Origin of the sequence: Oerskovia turbata, from assembly GCF_000718325.1 — a bacterium.
Lineage (GTDB): Bacteria > Actinomycetota > Actinomycetes > Actinomycetales > Cellulomonadaceae > Oerskovia > Oerskovia turbata.
On the sequence record NZ_JOFV01000006.1, the window covers coordinates 322834 to 345231 of the forward strand.

Here is a 22398-nt window from a genome sequence, read left to right on the forward strand (position 1 = left end):
TCACTTCCCCGTGCTGTCGCGGTCTTGGCGGAACTGGGACCACAGGTAGATCGCGAGCAGGAGGACGACGACGACCACGAGCACGACGCCCATGGCGGCCGCGTAGCCGATGTTCCTGTTCTTGAACGCCTCGAGGTAGGTGTAGAGCATCGGCAGCATGGTGCGGCCGCCCGGTCCGCCCTCCGTCAGCACGTAGACCAGGGAGAACGAGTTGAAGTTCCAGATGAAGTTGAGCGAGGTGATCGACGTGATGATGGGGCGCAGGCTCGGGATCGTGACCGCGGTGAAGCGGCGCCACGCGTTCGCGCCGTCGATCGCCGCGGCCTCGTGGAGCTCGTCGGGGATCTGCTGGAGCCCGGCGAGCAGCGTCACGGTGGTCTGCGGCATGCCGACCCAGATGCCCACGACGATCACGGCCGGCAGCGCGGTCGAGAAGTTCGCGAGCCAGTTGACGTCGTCGGGCAGGCCCACGCTGCCGAGGAACGCGTTGAGCGGTCCGGCGTTGGGCGAGTAGATCATCCGCCACATGATCGCGACGACCACGGGCGGCATGGCCCACGGGATGAGCGCGAGCACCCGGGTCAGGCCCTGGAGCTTGAGGTCGGAGTTGAGCAGGAGCGCGAGTCCCATGGCTGCGACGAGCTGGAGCAGCGTCACGGAGACGGCCCAGATCATGCCGATCCGGAACGAGTCCCAGAAGAACGAGTTGTCGGCGAGCCGGACGAAGTTGTCCATCCCGACGAACGTGTACTCGGGGTTGCGCACGAGGCGGGCGTCGGTGAACGCGAGGCCCACACCGACGAGGAGGGGCGCGACGCTCAGGACGAGGATCGGGAGCAGCGACGGGATGACGAGGGCGATGGCCTCGCGCCGCTTCGAGCGGGCCATCCCTCCGGTCCGGCGCGGCTTCTGCCGCTGGGGTGCGGGGGCGGTCGGTCGGGGGCCGGCCTCCACGGTGGGGGCTGTCATGACTTCTCTCCGTCGAGTACGTCGGTCGGTCGGGTGGATTCGCGGACGAGGAGGGTCGGGCCCACGTCCACGTGCCGGGTCTCCTGGTCGCTGCCCTCGACCAGTCCGAGCAGGAGCTGGGCGGCTCGCCGACCACGTTCGGCGGATCCCAGGGAGACGCTCGTGAGGCTGGGGTGGAAGACGCGGCCGATCTCGGTGTCGTCCATGCCGGTCACGGCGAGGTCGGTGGGGACGTCGAGGCCGCTCTGGCGGGCCGCGTGCATCGCGCCGATCGCGAGCAGGTCGTTGGCGGCGACGATCGCGTCGAGGCCGCCGTGCGCGGCGTTGCGCTCGATGAGAGTGCGTGCGGAGGCGAGGCCGGCCGCGACGGTGAAGTCCTCGGCGATCTCGACGTCGACGTGCTCGGCGGTGAAGCCCGGGGCGGCGACGGCGTCGTCGAAGCCGCGCTGGCGCGCCTCGCCGGGGGTCGTGTCGAGGGGTCCGTTGAGGAACGCGATGCGGCGGCGGCCGATGTCGAGCAGGTGGGTCACGGCCTGGCCGATCCCGCCCGCGGAGTCGGTCGACACCGAGTCGATGCCGTGGGCGCCGAGGGAACGTCCGATCACGACGACCGGCACGGCGGACTCGTGGATCGCGCGGACGAGCTCGTCGCTCATGCGCAGGGGGCTCAGGACGATCCCGTCGACCATGCCGTTGGCGAGGCTGCGCACGAGGTCGGTGGTGGACTCCGCCGTGTCGCCCGTGGTCGTCACGACGACCCGGTAGCCGTAGGGCGCGATGACCGCGTGGATCGCGGACATCATCTCGACGTAGACCTGGTTGCCGATGTCGGCGACCGCGAAGGCGATCTGGAACGTGCGGCGCATGCGCAGCGAGCGTCCGACGGCGTCGGGGCTGTACCCGAGCTCGGCGGCGGCGGCGCGCACGCGCTCGACCATGGCCTTGCTGGCGCCGGAGCCGTGCAGCGCTCGGGAGGTCGAGGCGAGCGACACCCCTGCGCGCTCGGCGACCTCGTTCAACGTTGCACGTGGTGCCATCGGTTCCTGCCCTCTCCGTCGAAGGTGGTGCGGAAGATCTCAGTTTGGAAACGTTTCCAACGCATCGGTGCGAAAGACTCTGGAAACGTTTCCGGATTGAGAGGCACTCTTGCACGCACCCTCGGAGGGTGTCAACCGCCGAGCGGCTCCGGGCCCGACGGCGGAGCGCACCGTGCGCGGGAAGGCGCGCTCCGGCGTCGGGCAGGACCAGGCCCGAGCCCCCCTCCCCAGGCCCTGGCGCCTCACGCGTGTGCGCTACCCTCGCGGGCATGCCGATGACGTCACGCAGGGACCCCGCGGTGCTCGTCGCCGGGCTGGTCACCTCGATCCTGTGGGTCGGGACGGCGGTCCTGAGCGACTGGGTGCACGCGAACCTCACGTACCGGTTCCACAGCGCGCTCGTCCGCACGTTCCTCCCCCACCCGAACGGCACGGTCCCGGGCGGCTCGACGGTCACGGGTCAGACGATCCTCGCTGCGCTCCTCGCAGGGCTGGTCGCCATGGTCGTGGCGTACCTCGCGACGCGGCGCCTGCCTCGCCGCACCGGCACGTGGGCCGTGTTCCTCGGGACGTGGTTCGGGGTCGTGGTCGGCGGCACCGCGGGGTCCGTCACGGACACGGTCGCGGACATCTCGTTCCCCTCGCCCATGAACCCGGCGTTCCACCTGCTCTCCGCGTCGTTCGACGGCGGCTGGTGGGGGCTGGTCAACGGTTGGCTCGTGGGCGTCGCGCTCGTCGGGGCCCTCGCCCTGACGAACCGGTCCTCCGAGGCGCTGCCCGCGACTCGCAGGGCGCGCAAGCCGCTGCGGGCCCGCGCCTGGCCGACCGTGCTCGCCGCCGGTCTGACGGCCTCGCTCGTGTGGGTCGTGCTCGGTGCCGTCAGCTCATGGCTCGTGTGGCACCGCAGCGCCCGAGGCCCGATCGACCTCGTCACCGAGGTGGCCACGGGCGCGATGACCTTCCGCCTCGCCCCGCAGGCGCAGCCGGTCCAGGGGACGGAGGTGGCCCTCGCCCTGGTCGTGGGCCTGGTCGTCGCGGGCGGGACGTGGCTCGCGACCCGCCGGCTCCCGCCGCGCGCGGGACGCTGGACGCTGGTGCTCGCGGTCTGGTTCGCCGCCGCCGTCGCGGCGACGGTCCCCGCGGCGACCCGGTCCTTCACGACGTACACCGCGTTCGGGCTGCACTCGGCCACCATGAACATGGTGCTGCCCGTCGTGCAGTCGAGCCTCTTCTGGCCGCTCGTGACCGGCTGGGTCGCGGGACTCGCAGCCGTCGCGGTGTACGCGAGGACGGGCGGCGCAACGCCCGCGGACGTCTCTCCCGAGGGCTCCCCCGACCCGGGCGACCGCCCCGAGCCGGACGCCGAGGACGCCCCGCGGAGCGCAGTGCACACCGATGCCGAGGAGCGCTCGCTCGTCCCCTAGGGTGACCGCTGAACGCACGCTGGGACAGTGACGAGAGGGTGGCTCATGGCTGAGACAGGTTCGACGAGCGGCATCACGACGGGGTTCGTGGTGACCGAGGCGCAGTTCGAGGAGATGTTCCCGGACCGCAACCCGTTCTACACCTACGCGGGCCTCGTCTCCGCGACCGAGGCGTACCCCGAGTTCGCGACGTCGGGAGGCCCCGAGATCGCTGCCCGCGAGGCCGCGGCGTTCCTCGCGAACGTGAGCCACGAGAGCACGGGCCTGCTGCACGTGAGCGAGCTCAACACTGCCGTGTACTCGCACTACTGCGACCCGTCGCAGCCGTACGGGTGCCCCGCGGGCCAGGACGCCTACTACGGCAAGGGCCCCATCCAGCTCTCCTGGAACTTCAACTACAAGGCCGCGGGCGACGCCCTGGGCATCGACCTGCTGAACAACCCGTTCCTCGTCGAGACGGACCCGACCGTCGCCTGGAAGACCGCGCTCTGGTACTGGAACACCCAGCCGGGTGAGGGCACCATGACGTGCCACGAGGCGATCGTCGGCGAGCACGGCTTCCGCGAGACGATCCGCGCGATCAACGGCCCGCTCGAGTGCGACGGCGGGAACCCGCGCCAGGTCGCCAACCGGGTCGCGCTGTTCCGCCGCTACGCCGAGCTCCTGGGCACCACGACGGGCGACGACCTGACCTGCTGAGGTCCGCGGCCCAACGGCGGAGCTCACCCTCCGCCGTCGGGCGGCACCTGCGCTCGGAGCAGCCCGGCCCCGGCGACCGGAGGCTCGGCTACCGCGAGCGCCCGTACCGCTCGACCAGGTGCTGCCCGTACGTCCCCGTCCCGGAGGGCTCGCCCGGCACCATGTGGTGGCCTGCCGCGTACGCCCGGAAGGTCCGCCCCGGCAGGCGTACCCGGGCGACCCCTCGCCGGCTGCCCGTCGCCTGCAGCCAGGCGCGCGCGGCCTCGCGGCCCGTGATGCGCTCGGGCCCGCCGACGTCCGCGACCCGGCCCGAGGGCCCGGCGGCGACGATCTCCACGAGGCGCGCGGCGACGTCGGGCACCGCGATCGGCTGGACCTCGAGCGCCGGCGTGAGCAGCACGGGCGAGAAGCGCTGCGCGATGAAGAGGTTGTCGACGAACTCGTGGAACTGCGTGGCCCGCAGGATCGTGTACGGCAGGCCGGACGCGGCCAGCAGGTCCTCGACCTCGACCTTCGCCGTGTAGTAGCCGAGCGGGATCCGGTCGACGCCCACGATCGACTGGAACACGACGTGCCCCACCCCGGCGTCGCGGGCCGCGGCCACGACGTGGCGACCCATCTCGACGTCGGCCCGGGGACCGTGGGTCGCGAGGTGCAGGACGGTCTGCGCGCCGTCGAACGCCTCCCGCAGGCCCTCTCCCGTGGTGAGGTCCCCGGTCACGACGGCCGGGCCTGGCCCCGCCGGGTGGCTCGCCGACCGGCTGAGCACGCGGACGTCGTGCCCAGCGGCACGCAGGAGCGACACGGTGGGGGCGCCGAGCGTGCCCGTGCCGCCCGTCACGAGGATCGTGGTCATGACCGCATCCTCTCGCGTCAGGCTCCGGTCCGCCGGGCGTCGCGACAAGGCGTCGCGATCCGGCGTCGTCCACAGGTCCGGCTACGACGTCCTCGTCCACAGAGCGCCCTCCGGCCCCCGCGGGCGTCCCCGCAGGCGCGGCACCCTACCGGCATGAGCCACGGCAACCGCCCCTCCCACCCCCGACGACGCGCGACGAACCGACACCCGGTCTCACCCCTGGGCCTGCCCACCCTCCGGGCGCTCTGGGAACGCCAGGCCGCCGAGGCCAACGGCCCCGACGGCTTCCACCACGTCCACGGACCGCACACGCACGGCTGGCTCCTCGACGACGCCGTGCCCGAGCTGCTGTCACCGGTCCTGCACCCCGACCACGACCCGCTCGAACCGACGTTCTTCGCGAACCTCGACGGACCCCTGGCCGAGGCGCTCCTCGCACGCCTCGCCCCGACCCGGCTCGCCCACCGCTCGAACGGCTCGCCACCGCTGGGAAGCCTGCTCCGGGCCGCCGCCGAGCACCCCGACGACGTGACGCTCCACGGGTTCGTCGTCGGCCCAGGACGCTGCGACGAACGCCTGGTCGCCGAAGGCGCGATCCTGCGCTTCGAGGCGGACCTGCTCGTGACCGAGCAGCACGCCCCGGACTGCGAGTGCGAGCTCCTGTGGGCCTACGTGGTCGACGAGCTGGGGCTCGACGACGCCCTCAACGCGCCGCACCGCATCCACCGGATCCACCGCGCGGACGCACCGGACGAGACCTGGTGGCGTCTGCTGTGGGCGTGACGGCGCGCTCGCCGGCACGGGCCGGCGCGCGGTCGCGTCAGCCCCGGTCGAGGAAGGCCTCGCTCGCCCCTTCGAAGCGCCGCATGAGCTCGGAGAAGACCAGGCGGTCCTGCGCGGACCACCCGTCGAGCAGCTCGTCGACGAGCGCGTCCCCCGCGGCGACGAACGTCCTCGCGACGCGAGCACCCGCCTCGGTGAGATGGACGCGCGAGGCACGGGCGTCGTCGGGGTCCTCGCGGCGCTCGGTGAGCCCCGCGGCGTCGAGGCGGCGCAGGATCTTGCTCACGTTCGACGGCCCCGTGGACAGGTGCTCGGCGATGGCCGAGGGCCGCCGCGGGCCCTGCCGCCACACGACCGTGAGCACCACGATCGCCGGGGTGTCCAGGTCGATCCCCTCGCGCGCCGCGACCGCCGCGAGGAAGTCGCCGCTGGTCCACAGGCCCATGACACGGACCAGCGAGTCGAGCAGGTCGGACCGGTACCCGGGCACGCGCGGGTCGCCCGTCATGGTGGCGCCCGACGGGGTGTCCGCCCGGGCGAGGCCGTCGCCCGACGGCGCGGCCCGGGTCGGTACCGGCCGGTCCCCCGGGGCAGAGCCGTCGCCCGGCCCCGCCCCGGGGTGCGGTGCGTCGGTCACGCGACCCGGGTTCCGCCGTCGACCGGCAGCACCACACCGGTGATGAAGCTGGCCTGGTCGGACAGCAGGAACGCGACGGCGTCCGCGATCTCCGACGGCTGGCCGAGGCGCTTCATGGGGACGTCGGCGGCGTACCCGGCCCGTGCTTCCTCGGGCAGCGACGCGAGCGCTGCCGTCTCGATCGCCCCCGGTGCGACGGCGTTGACGCGGATGCCGTCGGTCACGTACTCGATCGCCGTGCCGTGCGTGAGGGACACGACGCCTGCCTTCGCGGCCGAGTACGGCGCAAGACCGGGCGACGCCTTGAGGCCCGCGATCGAGGCGATGTTGACGATGCTGCCGCCACCGTGGCCGAGCATGTGGGCGATCTCTGCCTTCATCGACAGGAACGTCCCGCGCAGCGTGACGTCGAGCGTGCGGTCCCAGCCGTCCTCGGGCATCTCGTCGAGGCGGAAGGGTCGGGTGCCCACGCCGGCGTTGTTGACCGCGAGGTGCAGCCCGCCGTAGGTCTCGACGGCGAACGCGACGAGTGCGCCGACGTCCGCGGGGTCGGCGACGTTCGCGCGGCGGTACGCCGCACGACCGCCCGCGGACTCGATGTCGGCGACGACCCGAGCACCGGCTTCGTCGTTGACGTCGGAGACGACGACGGCCGCCCCCAGGGAAGCCAGCCGCTTCGCGACCGCCTCGCCGATACCTGCCCCGGAGGCCGTGACGAGGGCGACCTTGCCGTGGAAGGCCGGGACGCCGTCGAGGGGTGCGCCGGTGACGTGGGGGGTGGACATGGGGGACCTCCGTGTGACGATGCGAGAATTTTAGTGTCGTCGCGACACTATCTTGGGATCAACGGGCGCCGGGCGCCCAGAATTCCCGCCACCGCGACCGCACCCACGGCCGCACCCGTGGTGTTCATCACGACGTCCTGCACGGTCGAGTACCTGCCCGGGATCACGAGCTGCGACAGCTCGATACCGAGCGACAGGGCGAACCCCGCCAGGACGACGAACCCGACCGCCCGACCGAGCGGCACCGCGGGACGCGCCCCGGACAGCACGAGCAGCCCCAGCACGCCGAACGGCAGGAACATCACCACGTTCGAGGCGGCCTCGAGGAACTCGTACGACATCGGCACCCCCACCGAACGGAACGCGTCCAGGACCGCGAGCGCCCACCCGGGCGCGGCCGTCGACTGCGGGGACGGCCAGCACGTCACCACCAGGACGGCAGCGAGGTAGAGGGCGAAGGTCCAGCGGAGGAAGCGCACGGCTCACACCCTACGGAAGGATGGTCGGGTGACCGCGACCTCGCCCCTGCCCGACGACGCCCGCTGCCCCTGCCTGTCCGGAGAGACGTACGGGGCGTGCTGCGGGCGGTACCACCACGGTCACGCTGCGGGTCCGGGTGCAGCCGCTCCCGACACCGTGGCGGCGCCGACGGCCGAGGCCTTGATGCGTTCGCGCTACGCGGCGTTCGCGGTCGGTGACGCCGACTACCTGCTCGCGACCTGGCACCCCTCGACGCGCCCCGCGGACCTGGACCTCGACGACGACGTGACGTGGCGCCGTCTGGACGTCGTCGCGACGAGCGCGGGCGGCCCCCTCGACCGGACGGGCGTCGTGGAGTTCGTCGCCCACTACCGGTCCGCGCAGACCCGCGAGCGCGGGTCGCTGCACGAGGTCAGCTCGTTCGTCCGGGAGGGCGGGCGCTGGTTCTACGTCGACGGTGACGTCCCCACCCGCCGAGGGTGACCGCTCTCCCCTCCGAGGGTGACCGCCCCAGGCGCCGAGGGTGACCATCTCAGGCGCCGACGGTGACCGCTCCTGGCACCGACGGTGACCGGGCCGTCACCCTCGGCAGGCGGGCACGTCACCCTCGGCGTACCGGGCCGTCACCCTCAGCTCGTCCCGACGAGGACCACCGCAGACAGCACCCCGAGGACGACCACGGGGTGGCCCCAGCGCCCCGCGTCGGCGCCGAGCTTCTGGAGGCACGTCACGGTCGCGATCCCGAGCGTGAGCCAGAGCGGGTGCCCCGCGAAGGACAGCGCCACCATGAATGGTGCGCACGTGAGCACGCACGCGCGGGCGTGGAACCAGCCGAACCGCAGGGCTGCGACATCGGCCGACCGGCCCGCGACACCCAGCGGGACCGAGCGGTGACACCGGGCCAGGGCGCGCCGGACGACGGGGGTCAGCTGCCACGCCGAGGCCGCGACGAGGACCGCGGCGGCGGCCATGACCCCCGGGCGCAGCACGCCGGCGGCGAGGGTCAACCAGAGTCCCACGACCATCCACAGCGCAAGGTAGGCGACGACGAACAACGCCGTGGTCCGGTGCCGACGCCTGCGCGGTGAGGCGAACGCCGCGTGCCGCACGGACGGGACCAGCCCAGGCAGCATCATCGCGACGACCATGAGCCCCCAGTGCCCCCAGTCCGCCGCCGCGCCGGGCACGATCTCCGGGATGCCACCCGCCCGGCCGGGCCCGAGAGAGACCGGGTCCAGCCAGGCGGCAGCCCACCCCGCGCCCGCTCCCGGGACCGCGCCCGTGTGGTGCCCCGCGGGCGGTCCCGGGCCGAGGACGCCCGAACCTGACGCGGGCGACCCAGAGCCGAGGAGCGCCGCCCACGCGGCCGCCGCCGCCAGCAGGACCGGCCACTCGGGATGACGCCCGAGGAGCCGTCGCGCCTCGACGCCCGCCGCCCGGACGCCCGCCCCGCGAACGGCCGCCCCGCGGACGCGCAGCCCGCGGGCCGCCGGGCGCACGGCGGCCGGGCGCGGAGGGCGCCCGGCCGCGACGGTCACTGGACCATGAGGCGGACGGTCCGGACGACGACCTCGGGCGCCGCCTGCGCCTCCTGCTCGTCGTGGACGACGGGGTGGAACGTCAGGTGGAGGCGGCCCGGGTCCCAGGCTCCCTTCTCGCCGAGCTCGGCTGCGACGTCGGTGATGTCGAAGACGTACGACAGCCCGTGCTCGGCGTCGGACTCCTGCGACTCGCGGACTCCGAAGAGCGGCAGGTTCCCGACGAGCGCGTCGTCGTCCTCGGTGTCGCCGACGTAGACGGCGTAGGTGGGGGGCTGGTTGTCGCCCTCCAGGGTGATGTGCTCGAGCACGAGCAGCAGCCGCTCGGGCTCGGTGGGCGAGGCGGCCCGGTCGGTCAGCTCCCGGGCTGCGCCCGGCCCGACCGCGATGTCGACGCTCGCCGTCCGGGACGTGAGGCGTACCGGTTCACGGTTGACCGCGACGGCCTCGGGCGGGACCTGCTCGAGGCGCCGCACCTCGTCCTCGTGCCGCACCTCGTCCTCGGCCCCTGCGTCTCCGATGCCGGCCACGGGCCGCCTCCTGCCACGTTGCAGTGTGCGGACCGACGGCGGGACGCCGATGTCCGCGTACACGTACCCGAACGCGCTCGTGTCGAGCACCTCCCAGCTCTCGGGTTCCCGTCGGGCTCCGGACGGGTCGAGGAACGCGAACTTCTGGGTGAACACGCTCTTGGCGGGGTCGCGCCCCTGCCCCGCGTGGGATCGCCACACCTCCCACAGCCGGTCGATGTTCGAGTGGTGCAGCCAGAAGACTGCGTCGGAGGCCGCGGTGTTGAAGTTCCCCATCTTGCCGCCCACGAAGTTGTGGACGGTGCCGTGGGGGGTGCCCTCGAGTGCGCCGATCGTGCCGCCGAGGTGGCTGAACCCGGTCGTGGGGCCGCCGAAGGTCGTCGTGTTCGGGATCTTCGACGTGAAGAGCGGCTCGTAGAACCAGCCCTTCGCGGTGGTCTCGGGGGCGGTGAGGACTGCCGTCCCGGCGTTCACGCCGTTCTTGCGCTGCGCCTCGTAGAGCGGGTTGGCGAGACCGTCGGGCCCGACGGGGTCCCGGAAGGGCGGTGGAAGCGTGTTGGTCGTCGCCGTGTCGTAGTCCCAGTAGGGCAGGGCCCAGGTGTCCTTGACCTTCTGGGGGATGTCGTTCCGGTTGCGGATGATGTCGCGGCAGATCGCCTCGAAGTAGCCGAGGTAGAGCCGGTGCCAGGGCAGGAAGTACCAGGAGCCGTGCTGGCACTGGTTGCGCAGCCCGTCGTGCGGGTCCGGGCTCATGCCGTGGACCTGGGTCTGGTGCAGCCAGGACCGGGCTCCTGTGGGCGGGCCTGCCTTGAGGACGGCGACGGCTTTCGCGTACGCGTCGATGACGGCGCGGCCGTCGGCGCCCTGCCGGTAGAGCTTCCAGACGTCCTGACGGACGAACGGTCCGCCCAGCTGCGGGTCGGGGTGTGGTGCGGTGCTCATGGTCGTCCCCCTCGTGTGCCGGCGGGGGCGTGGGAGCGGGTCGTCGATCGTGTCCCGGGCCACGATGCCCGGGCAGACGGGCTGCTCGCCCGCCGCGTCCCCTGCGTCGTGCAGGGGCGACCGCCCCTGCTCTTCCAGGATGCGCCTCATGGGGGTCCTTGTCGCGCCGGCCCCTCGGCGGGCAGGCTCGTCACCCTCGGCGCCCCGGCTCGTCACCCTCGGCGCCCCGCACCGTCACCCTCGGCGCCCCGGCTCGTCACCCTCGGCGCCCCGCACCGTCACCCTCGGCGGGTTGGTGCGCCGGGCTTACCCTGGCCGGGTGCCTTCGACCCAGCGTTCGTTCGCGTCCGACAACTACGCCCCCGCCCATCCCGCGGTCCTCGCGTCCCTGACCGCGGCGAACGTGGGTCACGCCGGGTCCTACGGCGCGGACCCGTGGACCGGGCGTCTCCAGGAGGTCGTCCGGCACCACTTCGGCGAGGCGGCCACGGCGTACCCGGTGTTCAACGGGACGGGCGCGAACGTGGTCGCGCTCATGTCGATGCTGCCGCGCTGGGGCGCGGTCGTGACGTCGGAGCACGCGCACGTCCATCAGGACGAGAACGCGGCGCCCGAGCGCGTCGGCGGGATCAAGCTCCTCACGGTCCCGTCGCCGGACGGGAGGCTGACCCCGGACGCGGTCGACCGGTTCGTGGGCGACCTGGGCGACCAGCACCGTGCGCAGCCGCTCGTCGTGTCGATCACGCAGGCGACCGAGCTGGGCACGGTCTACTCGCCGGACGAGATCCGCGCGATCAGCGACCGCGCGCACGCTGCGGGTCTGCGGGTCCATCTCGACGGGGCGCGGCTCGCGAACGCGGCGGCCGCCCTGGGGGTCTCGTTGCGCGCGACCACGACGGACGTCGGCGTGGACGTCGTGTCGTTGGGCGGCACCAAGAACGGCCTGCTGTTCGGCGAGGCGGTCGTGGTCCTGGATCCTGACGCGGCGCAGGGGGTCGACTTCGTGCGCAAGATGACCATGCAGCTCGCGTCGAAGATGCGTTTCGTCTCGGCGCAGCTCACGGCGCTGCTCGAGGACGACCTGTGGCGTGCCAACGCGGCGCACGCCAACGCGATGGCCGCGCGTCTGCGTGCGGCGCTCTCGCCCGTGGCGGCCACGGGTGAGGTGCCCGACGGCGGGACGCGCGCGGCGCCGTCGGGCCTGGCGTTCACGCAGCCCACCCAGGCGAACGCAGTGTTCGCGGTGCTGCCGCGCACCGCAGCGGAGCGCCTGCGCGCGGACTTCGCGTTCTACGACTGGGCGGCCGCCGCCACCGACCCCGTCACGGGCGACGAGCGCGTCGAGGTCCGGTGGATGTGCTCGTGGGACACGTCGGAGGAGGACGTCGACGCGTTCGCCGCCGCGGTCCGCGCGGCGCTCGGCGCGTGAACGCCGGAGCGGGCGTGACCGGGTAGGTCACGCCCGCTCCGGGGCATGCTCGGGCGGTGGTCCGGTCAGGACCTCATGCCCGACGGCGTCGCGCACCCACGAGGAGCGCGCCACCTCCTCCGACCAGCAGCAGCGCGACGGCGGCGATGCCCGCGACCTGGGCTCCCGTGGTCGCGAGCCCGCCGTCGGCGGTGTGCGCGGTGTTGGTCAGGGTCACCGCGACGGTCTGGCCCGCGCCGACGGTGACCGACGTGACCTTCTCGCCGTCGATCGTGAAGACCGGCGTCCCCCAGCGCACGCCCGCGAGCTTCGGCAGGTCGACCTCCACGAGGTCGACGACCGTCCCTGCGGGGAGGTCTGCCGGGCCCTGGACGACGGTGCCGTCGGCGCGGACCGTCAGGGTGCCCTCGGTGCGCTCGCCGTCGACTGTCGCGGAGATCGCGACGGTGAACTCGGTGTCCGCGGGGACCTTGGACGCGTTCGGCCCCGTGACTTCCTTGGCGATCGTGAACCCGCCGACCGGGGCGGCCACGACGTCGGCCGTGTTGGTCAGGGTGACCGCGGTGCTCTCGCCGTCGGCGACGACGACCTGCGCCGGGCTGAACACCGGTTCGCCCCACACCACGCCGTCGATCGACGGCAGGTCGCCCGCCTGCAGGCTCGGCGTTCGCCGTGTTCGTCAGGGTGACCGCGGTGCTCTCGCCGTCGGCGACGACGACCTGCGCCGGGCTGAACACCGGTTCGCCCCACACCACGCCGTCGATCGACGGCAGGTCGACCTGGTCCGCGGCGGGCCCGGTGACCGCCTTCGCGAGCGAGAAGCCGCCCGACGGGGTGTCGAGCACCGTGTTGGTCAGCGTGACGGACGTGCTGGTCCCCGCACCGACCGTGATCGTCGCGGGGCTGAACACCGGGGCGCCCCAGACGACGCCGTCGATCGTGGGCAGCGCGATCTCCTCGAACGTCACGACCGTCCCGGCGCGCAGGTTCTGGGGCCCGTCGACCGCGGTGCCGTCGGCCGTCACCGTGAGGGTGCCCGACGTCGGTGTGCCCTCGAGGAGGTACGAGTAGCGCACCGTGAACCCGGTGCCGGCGGGCACCGTGCCCTCGGGCGCGTTCGCGACGACCTTCCGGACGGAGAACCCGCCGACGGGGACGAGCGCGGCGTCGGCCGAGTTGGTGAGCGTGACCAGGGGGTTCGCGCCGTCGCTGACCGTGACGGAGGCGGGCTCGAACGACGGTTCGCCCCACACCACGCCGGGCACGGTCGGCAGGTCGGTCTCGGTGAACGTCACGACCGCACCGACAGGCAGGTCCTGCGGACCGTCGACCACGGTGCCGTCGGCGAGGACCGTCACGGTGCCCTGGGTCGAGGCACCGTCGGCCGTCACGGTGTAGGCGACGGTGAACTCGGTCCCCGAGGGGACCTGGTCTGAGGCGAGCCCGGTGAGGGCCTTGGCGATCGAGAACCCGCCGACCTGTGCGGACGCGGTGTTGGTGAGCCGCACGGCGACCGTCCCCGTCGCACCGATCGTGACGGTGTCCGACGGGGCGAACGACGGGGTGCCCCAGTCGACCCCGGGGACGAGGGGCAGGTCGGGCTCGGAGAGGGTGACGACGGTCCCGGCGGGCAGGCCCGCGGGGCCGTTCACGACCGTGCCGTCGGCCGTCACGGTGAGGGTGCCGGTGACGGGCGTCCCGTGCGCGGTGTAGGAGTAGTCGACGGTGAACTCGGTGCCGGTCGGCACGAGGTCCGCTCCGTCCCCGACCACGTTCTTGGTGACCGTGAACCCGCCGGGCTCGTCCGAGAGGCAGGTGAACGGACCGGAACCGGTCCACGGGTAGTTGTGCTGCTCGATGCCACCGCCGATGCCGAGCACCGAGAGCGTCTTGCCCACGTAGACGCGTCCGTTCGTGCTCGTCGTGAGCGTCACGTCGGCGTGCGGCGCGAGGATCGACCCCATGAACTGGTCGTTCTCGCCGAGCTCGACGGAGGTCGCGTCGACGAAGTTCCAGAGGATGCGCGACGCGGCGTTGCCGAGCTCGGGAGACGAGAGGGCGTTGACCTGCGTGGTCCCGAAGAAGAAGGACTGTGCGTCGAGGTCGACTGCCGACCCGGTCACGTTGACGACGATCGGCGCGGTGCCGCCGATCTCGTCGAAGAAGACGGACACCTTCTTCCCGAGGCTCGTCAGTGCGGCACCGTCGACCGTGAAGGTGTGCAGGGAGGCGTCCGGGTCGCCCGTGAAGCGCAGCTCGCCCCAGGGCTCGATCTTCCCGGGCGTGCCGGCAGGCTGGGCGAGCAGTCTCGATTCCTCGGTGATGACGTCCTGGAAGGACGTGTACGACGCGACCGCCGCAGCGCCCATGCTCGGCGTCGCGACGCCGCCGTTGAGGGCGAGCGGGACCGTGTTCGTGATCGAGCCGCCGACGTCGACGTTGCCGCCACCGACGACGTTCGCCCCGACGTCCATGGTGGTCAGGGGGCCGACCGTCAGGTCGCCGCCGACGGCCAGCATCGTCGTCCCGCCCGGAGGCGTGATCTGCGAGCCGACTCCGGCCGAGCCGACGTTGTAGACACCGCCGGCCGCCTTGTCGAACGTCGCGTCGCCCATGACCACGAGGAGGCCTTCGGACTCGGCTGCCGTACCGGTCGCGGAGTAGTCACCCCCCGCGTAGACCGCGATGTTCGAGTCGGTGAAGGCAGGAAGGTTGCCGATCCCGGGCATCTCGCCGGGCGCCGGGCACTGCGGGAGCTGTGCCGTGGTTGCGGCGGACGCAGGTGCTGCGAGCGGGCCCGTGCCCAGCGCGAGTGCTCCTGTCAGTCCGAGCACCGTGGCGGTGACGGCGGCGACGGCCCTGCCGAACGGGGGAACCGTTCGACGAGCCCGGTGGGGGGTGATCATGACGCTCCTTCGGATGACCGGGACAGATGTCCAACTACCCAGAGGACCGGTTTCCGTCGGCGGTATGACGGGAGATTCGCGTGCTCCCGGTCACATCTCACGACACGCGTGCGTTTCCGCACGCAGGATGCGGGACAAGCTGGGGCGAGCGTGGTAATTCGACCACCCCCGCACCGATGTGGTGTGCGTCTCGTCACGCTCGACGCCTCCCCGGCACGCCCTGACGCCCCACCACGGACGACGGAGGCCGCCCCGTCGTCGAACGACGGGGCGGCCTCCGGTCGGGGGTCGTGCGGGAGGTCAGTGACCGCCGGACGCGAGGAACCAGATGCCCACAGCGCACGCGGCCAGCACCGTGCCGAAGCACACCACGGCGGCGGCGAGACGCAGGCCCGTGGGGCGCGCCGTCGTCGGGCCGGATTCCGTGCCCGACGGCGCACCCTCCACCGCGAGCGCCGCACCCTGCGACGGGGCGAGCAGGCGGACGCCCAGCGCGAACAGCGCGGGCAGGCCCGCACCGACGATCGCGCCGGCGACCACGACCTGGAGCAGGGCGTCGACGTGGATGAACTCGCTCATGCGTGGACTCCCTCACGGGCGGTGGCGGTCGGGGCGGCGTTCGCGGTGGCGGTCGTCGCGGTGGTCGCAGCGATCGTGGCCTCGGCCTCGGCCGTGGCCTCGACGGCGACGGCGGTGAAGGACTCGGCGGCGTCGACCACTGCGGTCTCGCCCTCGCCGTCCCACTCGTCGTTGACGTTCGACGCGTCGACCGGCTTGCGGCGCGACGCGACCCAGATCGCGGTCGAGACGCCGATGAGGATCGTGAAGACCGCGACGGTCCCGCCGACGCCACCGATGACGTCCTGCAGCCAGAAGCACAGCGCGCCGACGACACCGGCGGCCGGCAGCGTCAGGCCCCACGCGGCGAGCATCTTGCCCGCGACGCCCCAGCGGACCTTCGCGCCCGGCATGCCGACGCCCGAGCCGAGGATCGAACCGGTCGCGACGTGCGTCGTCGACAGCGAGAAGCCGAAGTGGCTGGAAAGGAGGATGACCGCGGCCGACGAGGTCTCGGCGGCCATGCCCTGGCGCGAGTCGATCTCGACGAGACCCTTGCCGAGCGTGCGGATGACGCGCCAGCCGCCCAGGTAGGTGCCCAGCGCCATGAAGAACGCGCACGACAGGACGACCCAGAACGGGACCCCCGAGTCGGACGGGACGGCGCCGCCCGCGATGAGCGCGAGCAGGATGATGCCCATCGACTTCTGCGCGTCGTTGGTGCCGTGCGCGAGCGAGACGAGCGACGCGGAGCCGATCTGACCCCAGCGGAACCCGCGGCTCGTGGTGTCCTGCGGCAGGTCCTTGGTGATGCGCGCGACCAGGAAGGTGCCGAGCGCGGCGACCCCGATCGCGATCACAGGAGCGAGCAGGGCGGGGATCATCACCTTGGACAGGACACCGGTCCACAGGACCCCGCTCGTCCCGACCGCGGCCAGGACCGAACCCACGACGCCGCCGATGAGGGCGTGCGACGAGCTCGACGGGATGCCCAGCAACCAGGTCAGCAGGTTCCAGGTGATGCCACCCACCAGACCGGCGAGCACCACCTCGAGGGTGATGACGTTCGCGTCCACGATCCCCTTGGCGATGGTCGCCGCCACGGCCAGGGACAGGAACGCCCCGACGAGGTTGAGGACTGCAGACAGCGCGACGGCGGTCTTGGGCTTGAGGGCACGTGTAGCGATGGACGTGGCCATCGCGTTGCCGGTGTCGTGGAAGCCGTTCGTGAAGTCGAAGGCCAGGGCCGTCACTACCACGAGCGCGAGCAGGATCGTCTCGGTCACGTACTCCATGGTGGACGCTGCATGACAGCGGTCTGAACCAAGTCGGCGAGTCTTCGACGACTGTTCACCTGGTGTTCATCTGACGTTCGAAGCCTCTTCGAAAGTGCTCTGTGGGCGCCGCCTGGCGGGCGGGAACGGCTCGACATCCGGACGGTTCCGCGGCGGCGCGCCCCCTCCGGCGGTGTCGCCCTGCGCGACTCAGGCGGGTCGCATGAGGGGCGGGTTGAGCACGGCGGGCACGGAGGCGGGCGCCTCCTCCTGCCCGACGACGTCACGCGCCCCGGCAGAGCGCTCCGCCTCGGGCGCGAGCCGGTAGAGCGCGGCGGGCCGGCCCGTCCCGCCCGAGGTCGACTCCCCCGTCTCGACGAGGAACCCCGAGGTGCCGACGGCTTTGCGGTGGAAGTTGCGGGGGTCGAGCCGGGTGCCCCACACGGCCTCGTAGACGGCGCGGAGCTGGGCGATCGTGAACTCGGGGCCGCAGAAGGCGGTCGCGAGCGTCGAGTACTCGAGCTTCGCGCGGGCGCGCTCGACGCCGTCGCGCAGGATGCGGTGGTGGTCGAACGCGAGCCCTTCCGGGTCCGCGAGCGCCTCCTCGACCGGGTACCAGCCGACCTGTGCGGCGTCGCTGCCCGCGGTCGGCAGGCCGTAGGTGGGTGCGAGCAGGAGGTGCGCGACGGTCAGCACGGGGCCGCGTGGGTCGCGGCCGAGCGGCCCGTAGGTGCGGAGCTGTTCGAGGTGTCCGGGGACCGCGACGCCCGTCTCCTCGGCGAGCTCGCGGGCGGCGGCCTGCGGCAGGGACTCGTCGGGCAGGACGAACCCGCCCGGCAGAGCGAGGCGGTTCCTGAAGGGGTCGAGGAGCCGCGTCACGAGCAGGACCTGGAGCATGCCGTCGCGGACCGTGAGCGCGACGACGTCGACCGTGACGGGGATCCGGGCGGCGGACGGCGGGGTCTCCGGGTGCTCGCTCATGCCTCCACCCTACCTTCTTATCGTCAAGTTGACGCTAACGACGATCCAGGCTTATCGTCAAAGTGACACAAACAACGACGACGGACGGAGCCTCCCATGGCCACCATCAAGCGCTACCCCTGGCTGCGGCACTTCCTCGGCAGCCCCACGGGTGCCGTGATCCACCTCAAGGCGGGGCGCGTCGCGCACCACGGGATCGGCCAGGCCTTCTGGTTCCGTCCCGGCACCTCGGTCCTCAGCGAGGTCCCGGTCGACGACCAGGAGCTGCCCGTCCTCTTCCACGCCACGACGCGCGACCACCAGGACGTCACGGTCCAGGTCAACGTGACGTACCGGTTCGCGGACCCTGCCGTCGTCTCGCAGCGGCTCGACTTCGGGATCGACCCCGACACCGGCGCCGCCACGACGACGGGCCGCGACCAGGTCGCGACGATCATCGGCCAGCTCGCGCAGAGCCACGCGATCGACCACCTCGCGGCCGTCCCCCTGACGACCGCGCTCGAGCAGGGCGTGAGCCAGGTCCGGGCCCAGCTCGTGGGAGCCCTGGGGGCGGACGCCCGGCTGGCCTCGACCGGCATCGAGGTCCTCGGGGTCCACGTGCTCGCGGTCCGCCCCGAGGGCGACGTCGAGCGCGCACTCCAGACTCCCCTGCGCGAGCACGTCCAGGCCGAGGCCGACCGGTCGACGTACGAGCGGCGGGCGCTGGCCGTCGAGCGCGAGCGCACCATCTCGGAGAACGAGCTCGCGAGCCAGATCGAGCTCGCGACCCGGCGGGAACGGCTCGTCGCGCAGGAGGGCGCCAACCTCCGGCGCGAGGCCGAGGAGACCGCCGCGGCGGCGCTCGTCGAGGCCCGGGCCGCGGCCGAGCGGCGAGACCTCACGTCGGCCGCGCAGGCCGAGGAGATCCGCCGGCTCGGCGAGGCGAACAACGCCACGTTCCGGACCGTCATGGACGTCTACGAGGGCATGGACCGGTCGACCATCCTGGCCGTGGCGATGCGCGACCTCGCCGGGGCGCTGCCCAAGATCGGCAGCCTGACCATCACGCCCGACCTGCTCAGCGGGGCGCTCGCCGCGTTCACCGGAGCCGGGGTTGCGGGCGGCCCCGCGACCGGCAGCGCCACCGCCGGCAGGGGAGCCTGACGTGCCCCTCCAGCGACGCGTGGTCGTCGCGCACCGGCGGACCGAGCTCGACGAGCTCCTCGACCGGCACGCGACCCGCGGTCAGGCCGAGTTCTTCCTCCGCACGCGCGGCCGCACGCTCGCCACGGTCCAGGAGCGGCACGACGCCGTGGCCGAAGCCCGCGCCCGGGTCGTCGCCGCGATCCCCGAGGGCTGGCGGCGGGCCGACGTCGAGCGCGCCGACCTCGGCCGGTTCCTCGTGACCCCCGAGGACGTCGTGGTCGTGGTCGGGCAGGACGGGCTCGTCGCGAACGTCGCCAAGTACCTCACGGACCAGCCGGTGCTGGGTGTCGACCCCGAGCCGGGGACCAACGCGGGCGCGCTCGTCCGGCTCGACGTCACCACGGCCGTACGCCTCCTGACCCGCGCGGGGAAGGCCGCGAGAACGCCCGGCGGTGCTGGTCCTACCAGCCCTCGGCCCGACGGCGCCGCGCACCTCGGCAGCCTCGGCTGGCGGACCGAGGACCTCACGACGGTCGCGGCCCACCTCGACGACGGCCAGCACCTGGCCGCGCTCAACGAGGTCTTCGTGGGGCACCCGTCGCACCAGTCGGCGCGGTACCGGATCGCCGCGGACGGGCCGGGCGGCGGGCGAGGAGCGGGTGGGGGCCGCGGCGAACGGGGCACGGCCCGTGGTCGCGGCGGGGAGCGCGGGTCCGTCCGGGGCGAGCGGCAGTCGTCGTCGGGCGTGATCGTGGCGACCGGCGCCGGCGCGACGGGCTGGTGCGCGTCGATCGCTCGCGAGCGCGGCGGACGACGCCTCCCCGGCCCCACGGACCCGCTGCTCGCCTGGTTCGTGCGCGAGGCGTGGCCGTCGCCCGCGACCGGCGCGGACCTGACCGAGGGGATGCTCGACGCGGGCGGCGAGCTCCGGCTCACGGTCGAGTCGGACCAGCTCGTGGTCTTCGGCGACGGCGTCGAGTCGGACCGGCTCGTCGCGACCTGGGGCCAGGAGATCACGGTACGGGTCGGGGAGAACCGGTTGCGGCTGGTGGTCGGGTGACCTGCCGTCAGCAGGCAGGACCGCCACGGGTCCGTCATGGTGGAGCGATGACGACCTATTCGGGGACGAAGGAGTTCGAGGGCGCGACCTTCGTCAGGGCCAGCTTCAAGGGCGCCACCCTGCGGTTCTCCGACGTCAGCGGTGTGACGATGCGCGCCGTCGACGTGGACGGCCTCGACATCGACAGCCACGACCTGTTCTTCGGCAACCTGATCGTCAACGGGGTCGACGTCGTGCCGTACGTGGACGCCGAGCTCAACCGGCAGTTCCCCGGTCGCGAGCTGCAGAAGGCGCAGACCGTCGAGGGACTGCGCGAGGGGTGGGTCGCCGTGCAGTCCGCGTGGCAGGAGACGGTGGACGGCACGCCACCGGACCTGGTGGACGCCCACGTCGAGGACGAGTGGTCCTTGGCCCAGACCCTGCGGCACCTCGTCCTGGCGACCGACGCGTGGCTCCGCGGCGGGATCCTGCGGGTGCAGCAGCCGTTCCACGAGATCGGGCAGATCTTCACCGGCGCCGACCGGATGGGCTTCGACATGTCGATCTTCCGCACGGACACACCGACGTACAAGGAGATCCTCGCGGTGCGTGCCGAGCGGCAGGAGCAGGTGACCGCGTTCCTGGCCACGGCCACCACGGAGCTGCTCGCGGAGGAACGCGACGACCCGTGGGGCGGCGAGGACTGGCACCCCAGTGTCGGGGACTGCGTGCGCGTGATCCTGGAGGAGGAGTGGGCGCACCTGCGCTACGTCCGCCGGGACCTCGCTCTCCTGCGTGAGGACCCGCCCGCCTCACCGTGAGGCGGCGGGCCGGGTACCTAGCCGGGGGACCGGGTTCGACGCTCGCTCAGGACCCGGTCGAGAGCGGCCCGTCCCGCGGGTCCCCACCCGGGCTTGCCGCCGGGGAGACCACGGTCCCCGTTCTGGCCCATGAGCATCAGGAAGAGACTCTTGAGCGCGGCGAGCCCACGGGCCCGTCGGATCGTCTGCTCGTCCGCCATCGCGTAGGTGGCGAAGAAGCAGAAGGGCGCCCGCCTCCTCGTCGCGCACACCGGCAACGTCAGCCACGACATCGGCTTCCTGGCCTGGCTCTACCTCCTCGACCTACTCGCCGCCCCCGACCGCCTGCGCAAGATCCTCGGCGGACCTCAACGGGCGGGCGCCCCAGCCAACTCCAGGTGACGAATCACAGATGCGGCACACGCAAGTCCCACGACCCAACAGCACAGACGGCACCTGCCCCCCTCGACTCTCGTCACTATTTTCGTATACGCTATTGCCATGGGTGAGAACGAGATGCGCGGCCAGCCCGTGAACGACGAGCAGATCCAGGCTTGGGCCGACGAGGCCGAGGCTGGCTTCGACGTGCCCACGCTGCGACGCCGGGGGCGGCCGAGCGTTGGCGATGGCGCGGGCACTGTTGTGCCCGTCCGGTTGGATGGCCCGACGCTCGAAGCCCTGAACGCACGCGCCAAGGAAGAGGGGCTGACGAACCGGTCCGAAGCGATCCGCGCCGCGGTGCGCGCCTGGGCCCACGTCGCGTGAAGCTGCACGACTCTGCCCGCAAGCATTTCAACCGTGACCGACTCACCACCGCCAGCGTCTTGTTCGCGGCACAGCAAGTCGTCTACCGGGCTCCGCTCGACGACGAAGATGACCCACGCCGTTGGCTGCTCCTCGGGTTCGACGACGCCGGGCGCCTCCTCGAACTCGTCGTGTTGATCTTCGACTCGGGCGACGAACTTCTCATCCACGCCATGAAGGCACGCCCGCAGTACTTCGACCTCCTCTACTGACAGGAGGCGGTCCTGCTGGCGAGTCCCACCTGAGCCAGGCGGGCCTCGCCGCTACATGGAGCGTTCAGGGGGCCATGGCGTTCTGATATGCGCACGCATCTGCGCGACGACTGCGGTGTCCGGATCGCGACGGGCACACCGTTCTAAGATGGGCGACCGTACTTCCATGTACCGCCAGGCTCCGATCAATGCTGGCTCTGGACCGGGGCGATCAGCCGGCAAGGGCCACGGCAGGTTCTGGGTGGGGCCGGGGTTCGTCGTCATCACCCATCGCATCACCTACGCCCTGAACCAGCGGGGCCTGACCTGGATGCCCGCAGTGGTCGCGCACGCCTGTGACAACCCGATCTGTCAGAACCCGACCCACCTGCACGCCTCCGACCCGAGCGAGAACCGCAGCGAGTGGGCCGCCCGCCGACACACCCTCGCCAGCCCACTACGCGACGCCGCCGGCGACGGGCACGACATCACCGCCATCCTCGCTGTGGGTGCTAGGTGTACTGACCAGGATCGTTGTTGACGTGAAGAGAGACCTCCGTGTCGAGTGGGAGCTGTCTAGGAACCCGGCTCTGACCAACGGAGGTCTCTCG

General features: G+C 72.5%; 24 protein-coding genes and 1 pseudogene. 12 read left to right on the forward strand and 13 right to left on the reverse strand.

Annotation, left to right across the window (positions count from 1 at the left end; all coding sequences use genetic code 11):
* Positions 1-969 (reverse strand): carbohydrate ABC transporter permease, encoded by a 969-nt coding sequence (locus tag IE95_RS0108820; RefSeq protein WP_030151258.1) that lies wholly within the window; start codon positions 967-969, stop codon positions 1-3.
* Positions 966-2006, reverse strand: a complete 1041-nt coding sequence (locus IE95_RS0108825) for a LacI family DNA-binding transcriptional regulator (RefSeq protein ID WP_030151259.1) — start codon at positions 2004-2006, stop codon at positions 966-968. The genes IE95_RS0108820 and IE95_RS0108825 overlap by 4 nt, the downstream gene beginning before the upstream one ends.
* Positions 2007-2275: 269 nt before the next feature.
* Here IE95_RS0108825 and IE95_RS0108830 point away from each other — a divergent pair, with 269 nt between their 5' ends.
* A complete protein-coding gene (locus IE95_RS0108830) occupies positions 2276-3430 on the forward strand; it encodes a hypothetical protein (protein WP_129429535.1) in 1155 nt (384 codons plus the stop codon).
* A gap of 45 nt (positions 3431-3475) precedes the next feature.
* Positions 3476-4129: a chitinase gene (locus IE95_RS0108835; RefSeq protein ID WP_084689990.1), complete on the forward strand. Its 654-nt coding sequence runs from the start codon at positions 3476-3478 to the stop codon at positions 4127-4129.
* An 88-nt stretch (positions 4130-4217) separates the two neighbouring features.
* On the opposite strand, the gene IE95_RS0108840 is transcribed toward IE95_RS0108835, so the two are convergent.
* The gene (locus tag IE95_RS0108840) at positions 4218-4985 is read right to left on the reverse strand and encodes an SDR family oxidoreductase (RefSeq protein ID WP_030151262.1); all 768 of its coding nucleotides are present in this window, start codon (positions 4983-4985) and stop codon (positions 4218-4220) included.
* Between the two features lie 153 nt (positions 4986-5138).
* Between IE95_RS0108840 and IE95_RS19560 the strand changes: the two genes are divergently transcribed.
* Positions 5139-5768, forward strand: a complete 630-nt coding sequence (locus IE95_RS19560; protein ID WP_051702916.1) for a hypothetical protein — start codon at positions 5139-5141, stop codon at positions 5766-5768.
* A gap of 37 nt (positions 5769-5805) precedes the next feature.
* On the opposite strand, the gene IE95_RS19565 is transcribed toward IE95_RS19560, so the two are convergent.
* The 3 genes from IE95_RS19565 to IE95_RS0108860 are packed head-to-tail and all read right to left on the reverse strand — an operon-like array spanning position 5806 to position 7669.
* Positions 5806-6405, reverse strand: coding sequence for a MarR family winged helix-turn-helix transcriptional regulator (locus IE95_RS19565; protein WP_051702917.1), 600 nt, complete (start codon positions 6403-6405; stop codon positions 5806-5808).
* Positions 6402-7190: an SDR family NAD(P)-dependent oxidoreductase gene (locus IE95_RS0108855; protein WP_036571523.1), complete on the reverse strand. Its 789-nt coding sequence runs from the start codon at positions 7188-7190 to the stop codon at positions 6402-6404. The genes IE95_RS19565 and IE95_RS0108855 overlap by 4 nt, the downstream gene beginning before the upstream one ends.
* A gap of 47 nt (positions 7191-7237) precedes the next feature.
* A complete protein-coding gene (locus tag IE95_RS0108860; RefSeq protein WP_051702918.1) occupies positions 7238-7669 on the reverse strand; it encodes a VanZ family protein in 432 nt (143 codons plus the stop codon).
* A 28-nt stretch (positions 7670-7697) separates the two neighbouring features.
* Here IE95_RS0108860 and IE95_RS0108865 point away from each other — a divergent pair, with 28 nt between their 5' ends.
* The gene (locus tag IE95_RS0108865; protein WP_240666369.1) at positions 7698-8153 is read left to right on the forward strand and encodes a YchJ family protein; all 456 of its coding nucleotides are present in this window, start codon (positions 7698-7700) and stop codon (positions 8151-8153) included.
* Between the two features lie 146 nt (positions 8154-8299).
* Here the strand turns inward: IE95_RS0108865 and IE95_RS19570 are convergent, their stop codons facing one another.
* Positions 8300-9208, reverse strand: coding sequence for a copper chaperone (locus IE95_RS19570; protein ID WP_051702919.1), 909 nt, complete (start codon positions 9206-9208; stop codon positions 8300-8302).
* Positions 9205-10830: a tyrosinase family protein gene (locus tag IE95_RS19575; protein ID WP_030151269.1), complete on the reverse strand. Its 1626-nt coding sequence runs from the start codon at positions 10828-10830 to the stop codon at positions 9205-9207. Before IE95_RS19575 ends, IE95_RS19570 begins: the two co-directional genes overlap by 4 nt.
* 169 nt (positions 10831-10999) lie before the next feature.
* Between IE95_RS19575 and IE95_RS0108880 the strand changes: the two genes are divergently transcribed.
* The gene (locus tag IE95_RS0108880) at positions 11000-12109 is read left to right on the forward strand and encodes a threonine aldolase family protein (protein WP_030151270.1); all 1110 of its coding nucleotides are present in this window, start codon (positions 11000-11002) and stop codon (positions 12107-12109) included.
* Positions 12110-12182: 73 nt separating this feature from the next.
* On the opposite strand, the gene IE95_RS21340 is transcribed toward IE95_RS0108880, so the two are convergent.
* The 5 genes and pseudogenes from IE95_RS21340 to IE95_RS0108900 all read right to left on the reverse strand — a co-directional run bounded on the left by IE95_RS21340 (position 12183) and on the right by IE95_RS0108900 (position 17828).
* Positions 12183-12734: a DUF5979 domain-containing protein gene (locus tag IE95_RS21340; protein WP_036571525.1), complete on the reverse strand. Its 552-nt coding sequence runs from the start codon at positions 12732-12734 to the stop codon at positions 12183-12185.
* A 229-nt stretch (positions 12735-12963) separates the two neighbouring features.
* Positions 12964-15015, reverse strand: a pseudogene (locus tag IE95_RS19580) (choice-of-anchor A family protein); the annotation flags it as partial.
* Positions 15016-15315: 300 nt separating this feature from the next.
* Complete coding sequence (locus tag IE95_RS0108890; protein ID WP_030151281.1) at positions 15316-15594, reverse strand: hypothetical protein; 279 nt, start codon at positions 15592-15594, stop codon at positions 15316-15318.
* Complete coding sequence (locus IE95_RS18850) at positions 15591-16868, reverse strand: inorganic phosphate transporter (RefSeq protein WP_084689994.1); 1278 nt, start codon at positions 16866-16868, stop codon at positions 15591-15593. The genes IE95_RS0108890 and IE95_RS18850 overlap by 4 nt, the downstream gene beginning before the upstream one ends.
* A gap of 189 nt (positions 16869-17057) precedes the next feature.
* On the reverse strand, positions 17058-17828 hold the full coding sequence (locus IE95_RS0108900) for an NUDIX hydrolase (protein ID WP_030151272.1): 771 nt from the start codon (positions 17826-17828) through the stop codon (positions 17058-17060).
* Positions 17829-17924: 96 nt separating this feature from the next.
* Between IE95_RS0108900 and IE95_RS0108905 the strand changes: the two genes are divergently transcribed.
* From IE95_RS0108905 to IE95_RS0108940, 7 genes are all read left to right on the forward strand, one after another.
* Positions 17925-18971 (forward strand): SPFH domain-containing protein, encoded by a 1047-nt coding sequence (locus IE95_RS0108905; RefSeq protein WP_030151273.1) that lies wholly within the window; start codon positions 17925-17927, stop codon positions 18969-18971.
* A gap of 1 nt (position 18972) precedes the next feature.
* Positions 18973-20013, forward strand: coding sequence for a hypothetical protein (locus IE95_RS0108910; protein WP_030151274.1), 1041 nt, complete (start codon positions 18973-18975; stop codon positions 20011-20013).
* Between the two features lie 47 nt (positions 20014-20060).
* Positions 20061-20813, forward strand: a complete 753-nt coding sequence (locus tag IE95_RS0108915; protein WP_030151275.1) for a DinB family protein — start codon at positions 20061-20063, stop codon at positions 20811-20813.
* A gap of 207 nt (positions 20814-21020) precedes the next feature.
* Positions 21021-21194 carry a hypothetical protein gene (locus IE95_RS20400; RefSeq protein WP_157283420.1) on the forward strand — a complete coding sequence of 58 codons (174 nt, stop codon included), beginning with the start codon at positions 21021-21023 and terminating at the stop codon, positions 21192-21194.
* Positions 21195-21293: 99 nt separating this feature from the next.
* A complete protein-coding gene (locus IE95_RS0108930; RefSeq protein WP_030151277.1) occupies positions 21294-21557 on the forward strand; it encodes a ribbon-helix-helix domain-containing protein in 264 nt (87 codons plus the stop codon).
* Positions 21554-21808: a hypothetical protein gene (locus IE95_RS0108935; protein ID WP_030151278.1), complete on the forward strand. Its 255-nt coding sequence runs from the start codon at positions 21554-21556 to the stop codon at positions 21806-21808. The genes IE95_RS0108930 and IE95_RS0108935 overlap by 4 nt, the downstream gene beginning before the upstream one ends.
* A gap of 148 nt (positions 21809-21956) precedes the next feature.
* Positions 21957-22328, forward strand: a complete 372-nt coding sequence (locus IE95_RS0108940) for a hypothetical protein (RefSeq protein ID WP_129429537.1) — start codon at positions 21957-21959, stop codon at positions 22326-22328.
* Positions 22329-22398: the final 70 nt, after the last annotated feature.

What these genes read in the sequence shown, in the direction of transcription:
- IE95_RS0108840 (WP_030151262.1), bottom strand. Translation starts at nt 4,985, where the DNA reads ATGACCACGATCCTCGTGACGGGCGGCACGGGCACGCTCGGCGCCCCC.
- IE95_RS0108890 (WP_030151281.1), bottom strand. Translation starts at nt 15,594, where the DNA reads ATGAGCGAGTTCATCCACGTCGACGCCCTGCTCCAGGTCGTGGTCGCC.
- IE95_RS19575 (WP_030151269.1), bottom strand. Translation starts at nt 10,830, where the DNA reads ATGAGGCGCATCCTGGAAGAGCAGGGGCGGTCGCCCCTGCACGACGCA.
- IE95_RS18850 (WP_084689994.1), bottom strand. Translation starts at nt 16,868, where the DNA reads ATGGAGTACGTGACCGAGACGATCCTGCTCGCGCTCGTGGTAGTGACG.
- IE95_RS0108825 (WP_030151259.1), bottom strand. Translation starts at nt 2,006, where the DNA reads ATGGCACCACGTGCAACGTTGAACGAGGTCGCCGAGCGCGCAGGGGTG.
- IE95_RS0108915 (WP_030151275.1), top strand. Translation starts at nt 20,061, where the DNA reads ATGACGACCTATTCGGGGACGAAGGAGTTCGAGGGCGCGACCTTCGTC.
- IE95_RS0108830 (WP_129429535.1), top strand. Translation starts at nt 2,276, where the DNA reads ATGCCGATGACGTCACGCAGGGACCCCGCGGTGCTCGTCGCCGGGCTG.
- IE95_RS19560 (WP_051702916.1), top strand. Translation starts at nt 5,139, where the DNA reads ATGAGCCACGGCAACCGCCCCTCCCACCCCCGACGACGCGCGACGAAC.
- IE95_RS0108855 (WP_036571523.1), bottom strand. Translation starts at nt 7,190, where the DNA reads ATGTCCACCCCCCACGTCACCGGCGCACCCCTCGACGGCGTCCCGGCC.
- IE95_RS0108940 (WP_129429537.1), top strand. Translation starts at nt 21,957, where the DNA reads ATGGGCGACCGTACTTCCATGTACCGCCAGGCTCCGATCAATGCTGGC.
- IE95_RS0108835 (WP_084689990.1), top strand. Translation starts at nt 3,476, where the DNA reads ATGGCTGAGACAGGTTCGACGAGCGGCATCACGACGGGGTTCGTGGTG.
- IE95_RS0108905 (WP_030151273.1), top strand. Translation starts at nt 17,925, where the DNA reads ATGGCCACCATCAAGCGCTACCCCTGGCTGCGGCACTTCCTCGGCAGC.
- IE95_RS0108900 (WP_030151272.1), bottom strand. Translation starts at nt 17,828, where the DNA reads ATGAGCGAGCACCCGGAGACCCCGCCGTCCGCCGCCCGGATCCCCGTC.
- IE95_RS0108820 (WP_030151258.1), bottom strand. Translation starts at nt 969, where the DNA reads ATGACAGCCCCCACCGTGGAGGCCGGCCCCCGACCGACCGCCCCCGCA.
- IE95_RS0108930 (WP_030151277.1), top strand. Translation starts at nt 21,294, where the DNA reads ATGGGTGAGAACGAGATGCGCGGCCAGCCCGTGAACGACGAGCAGATC.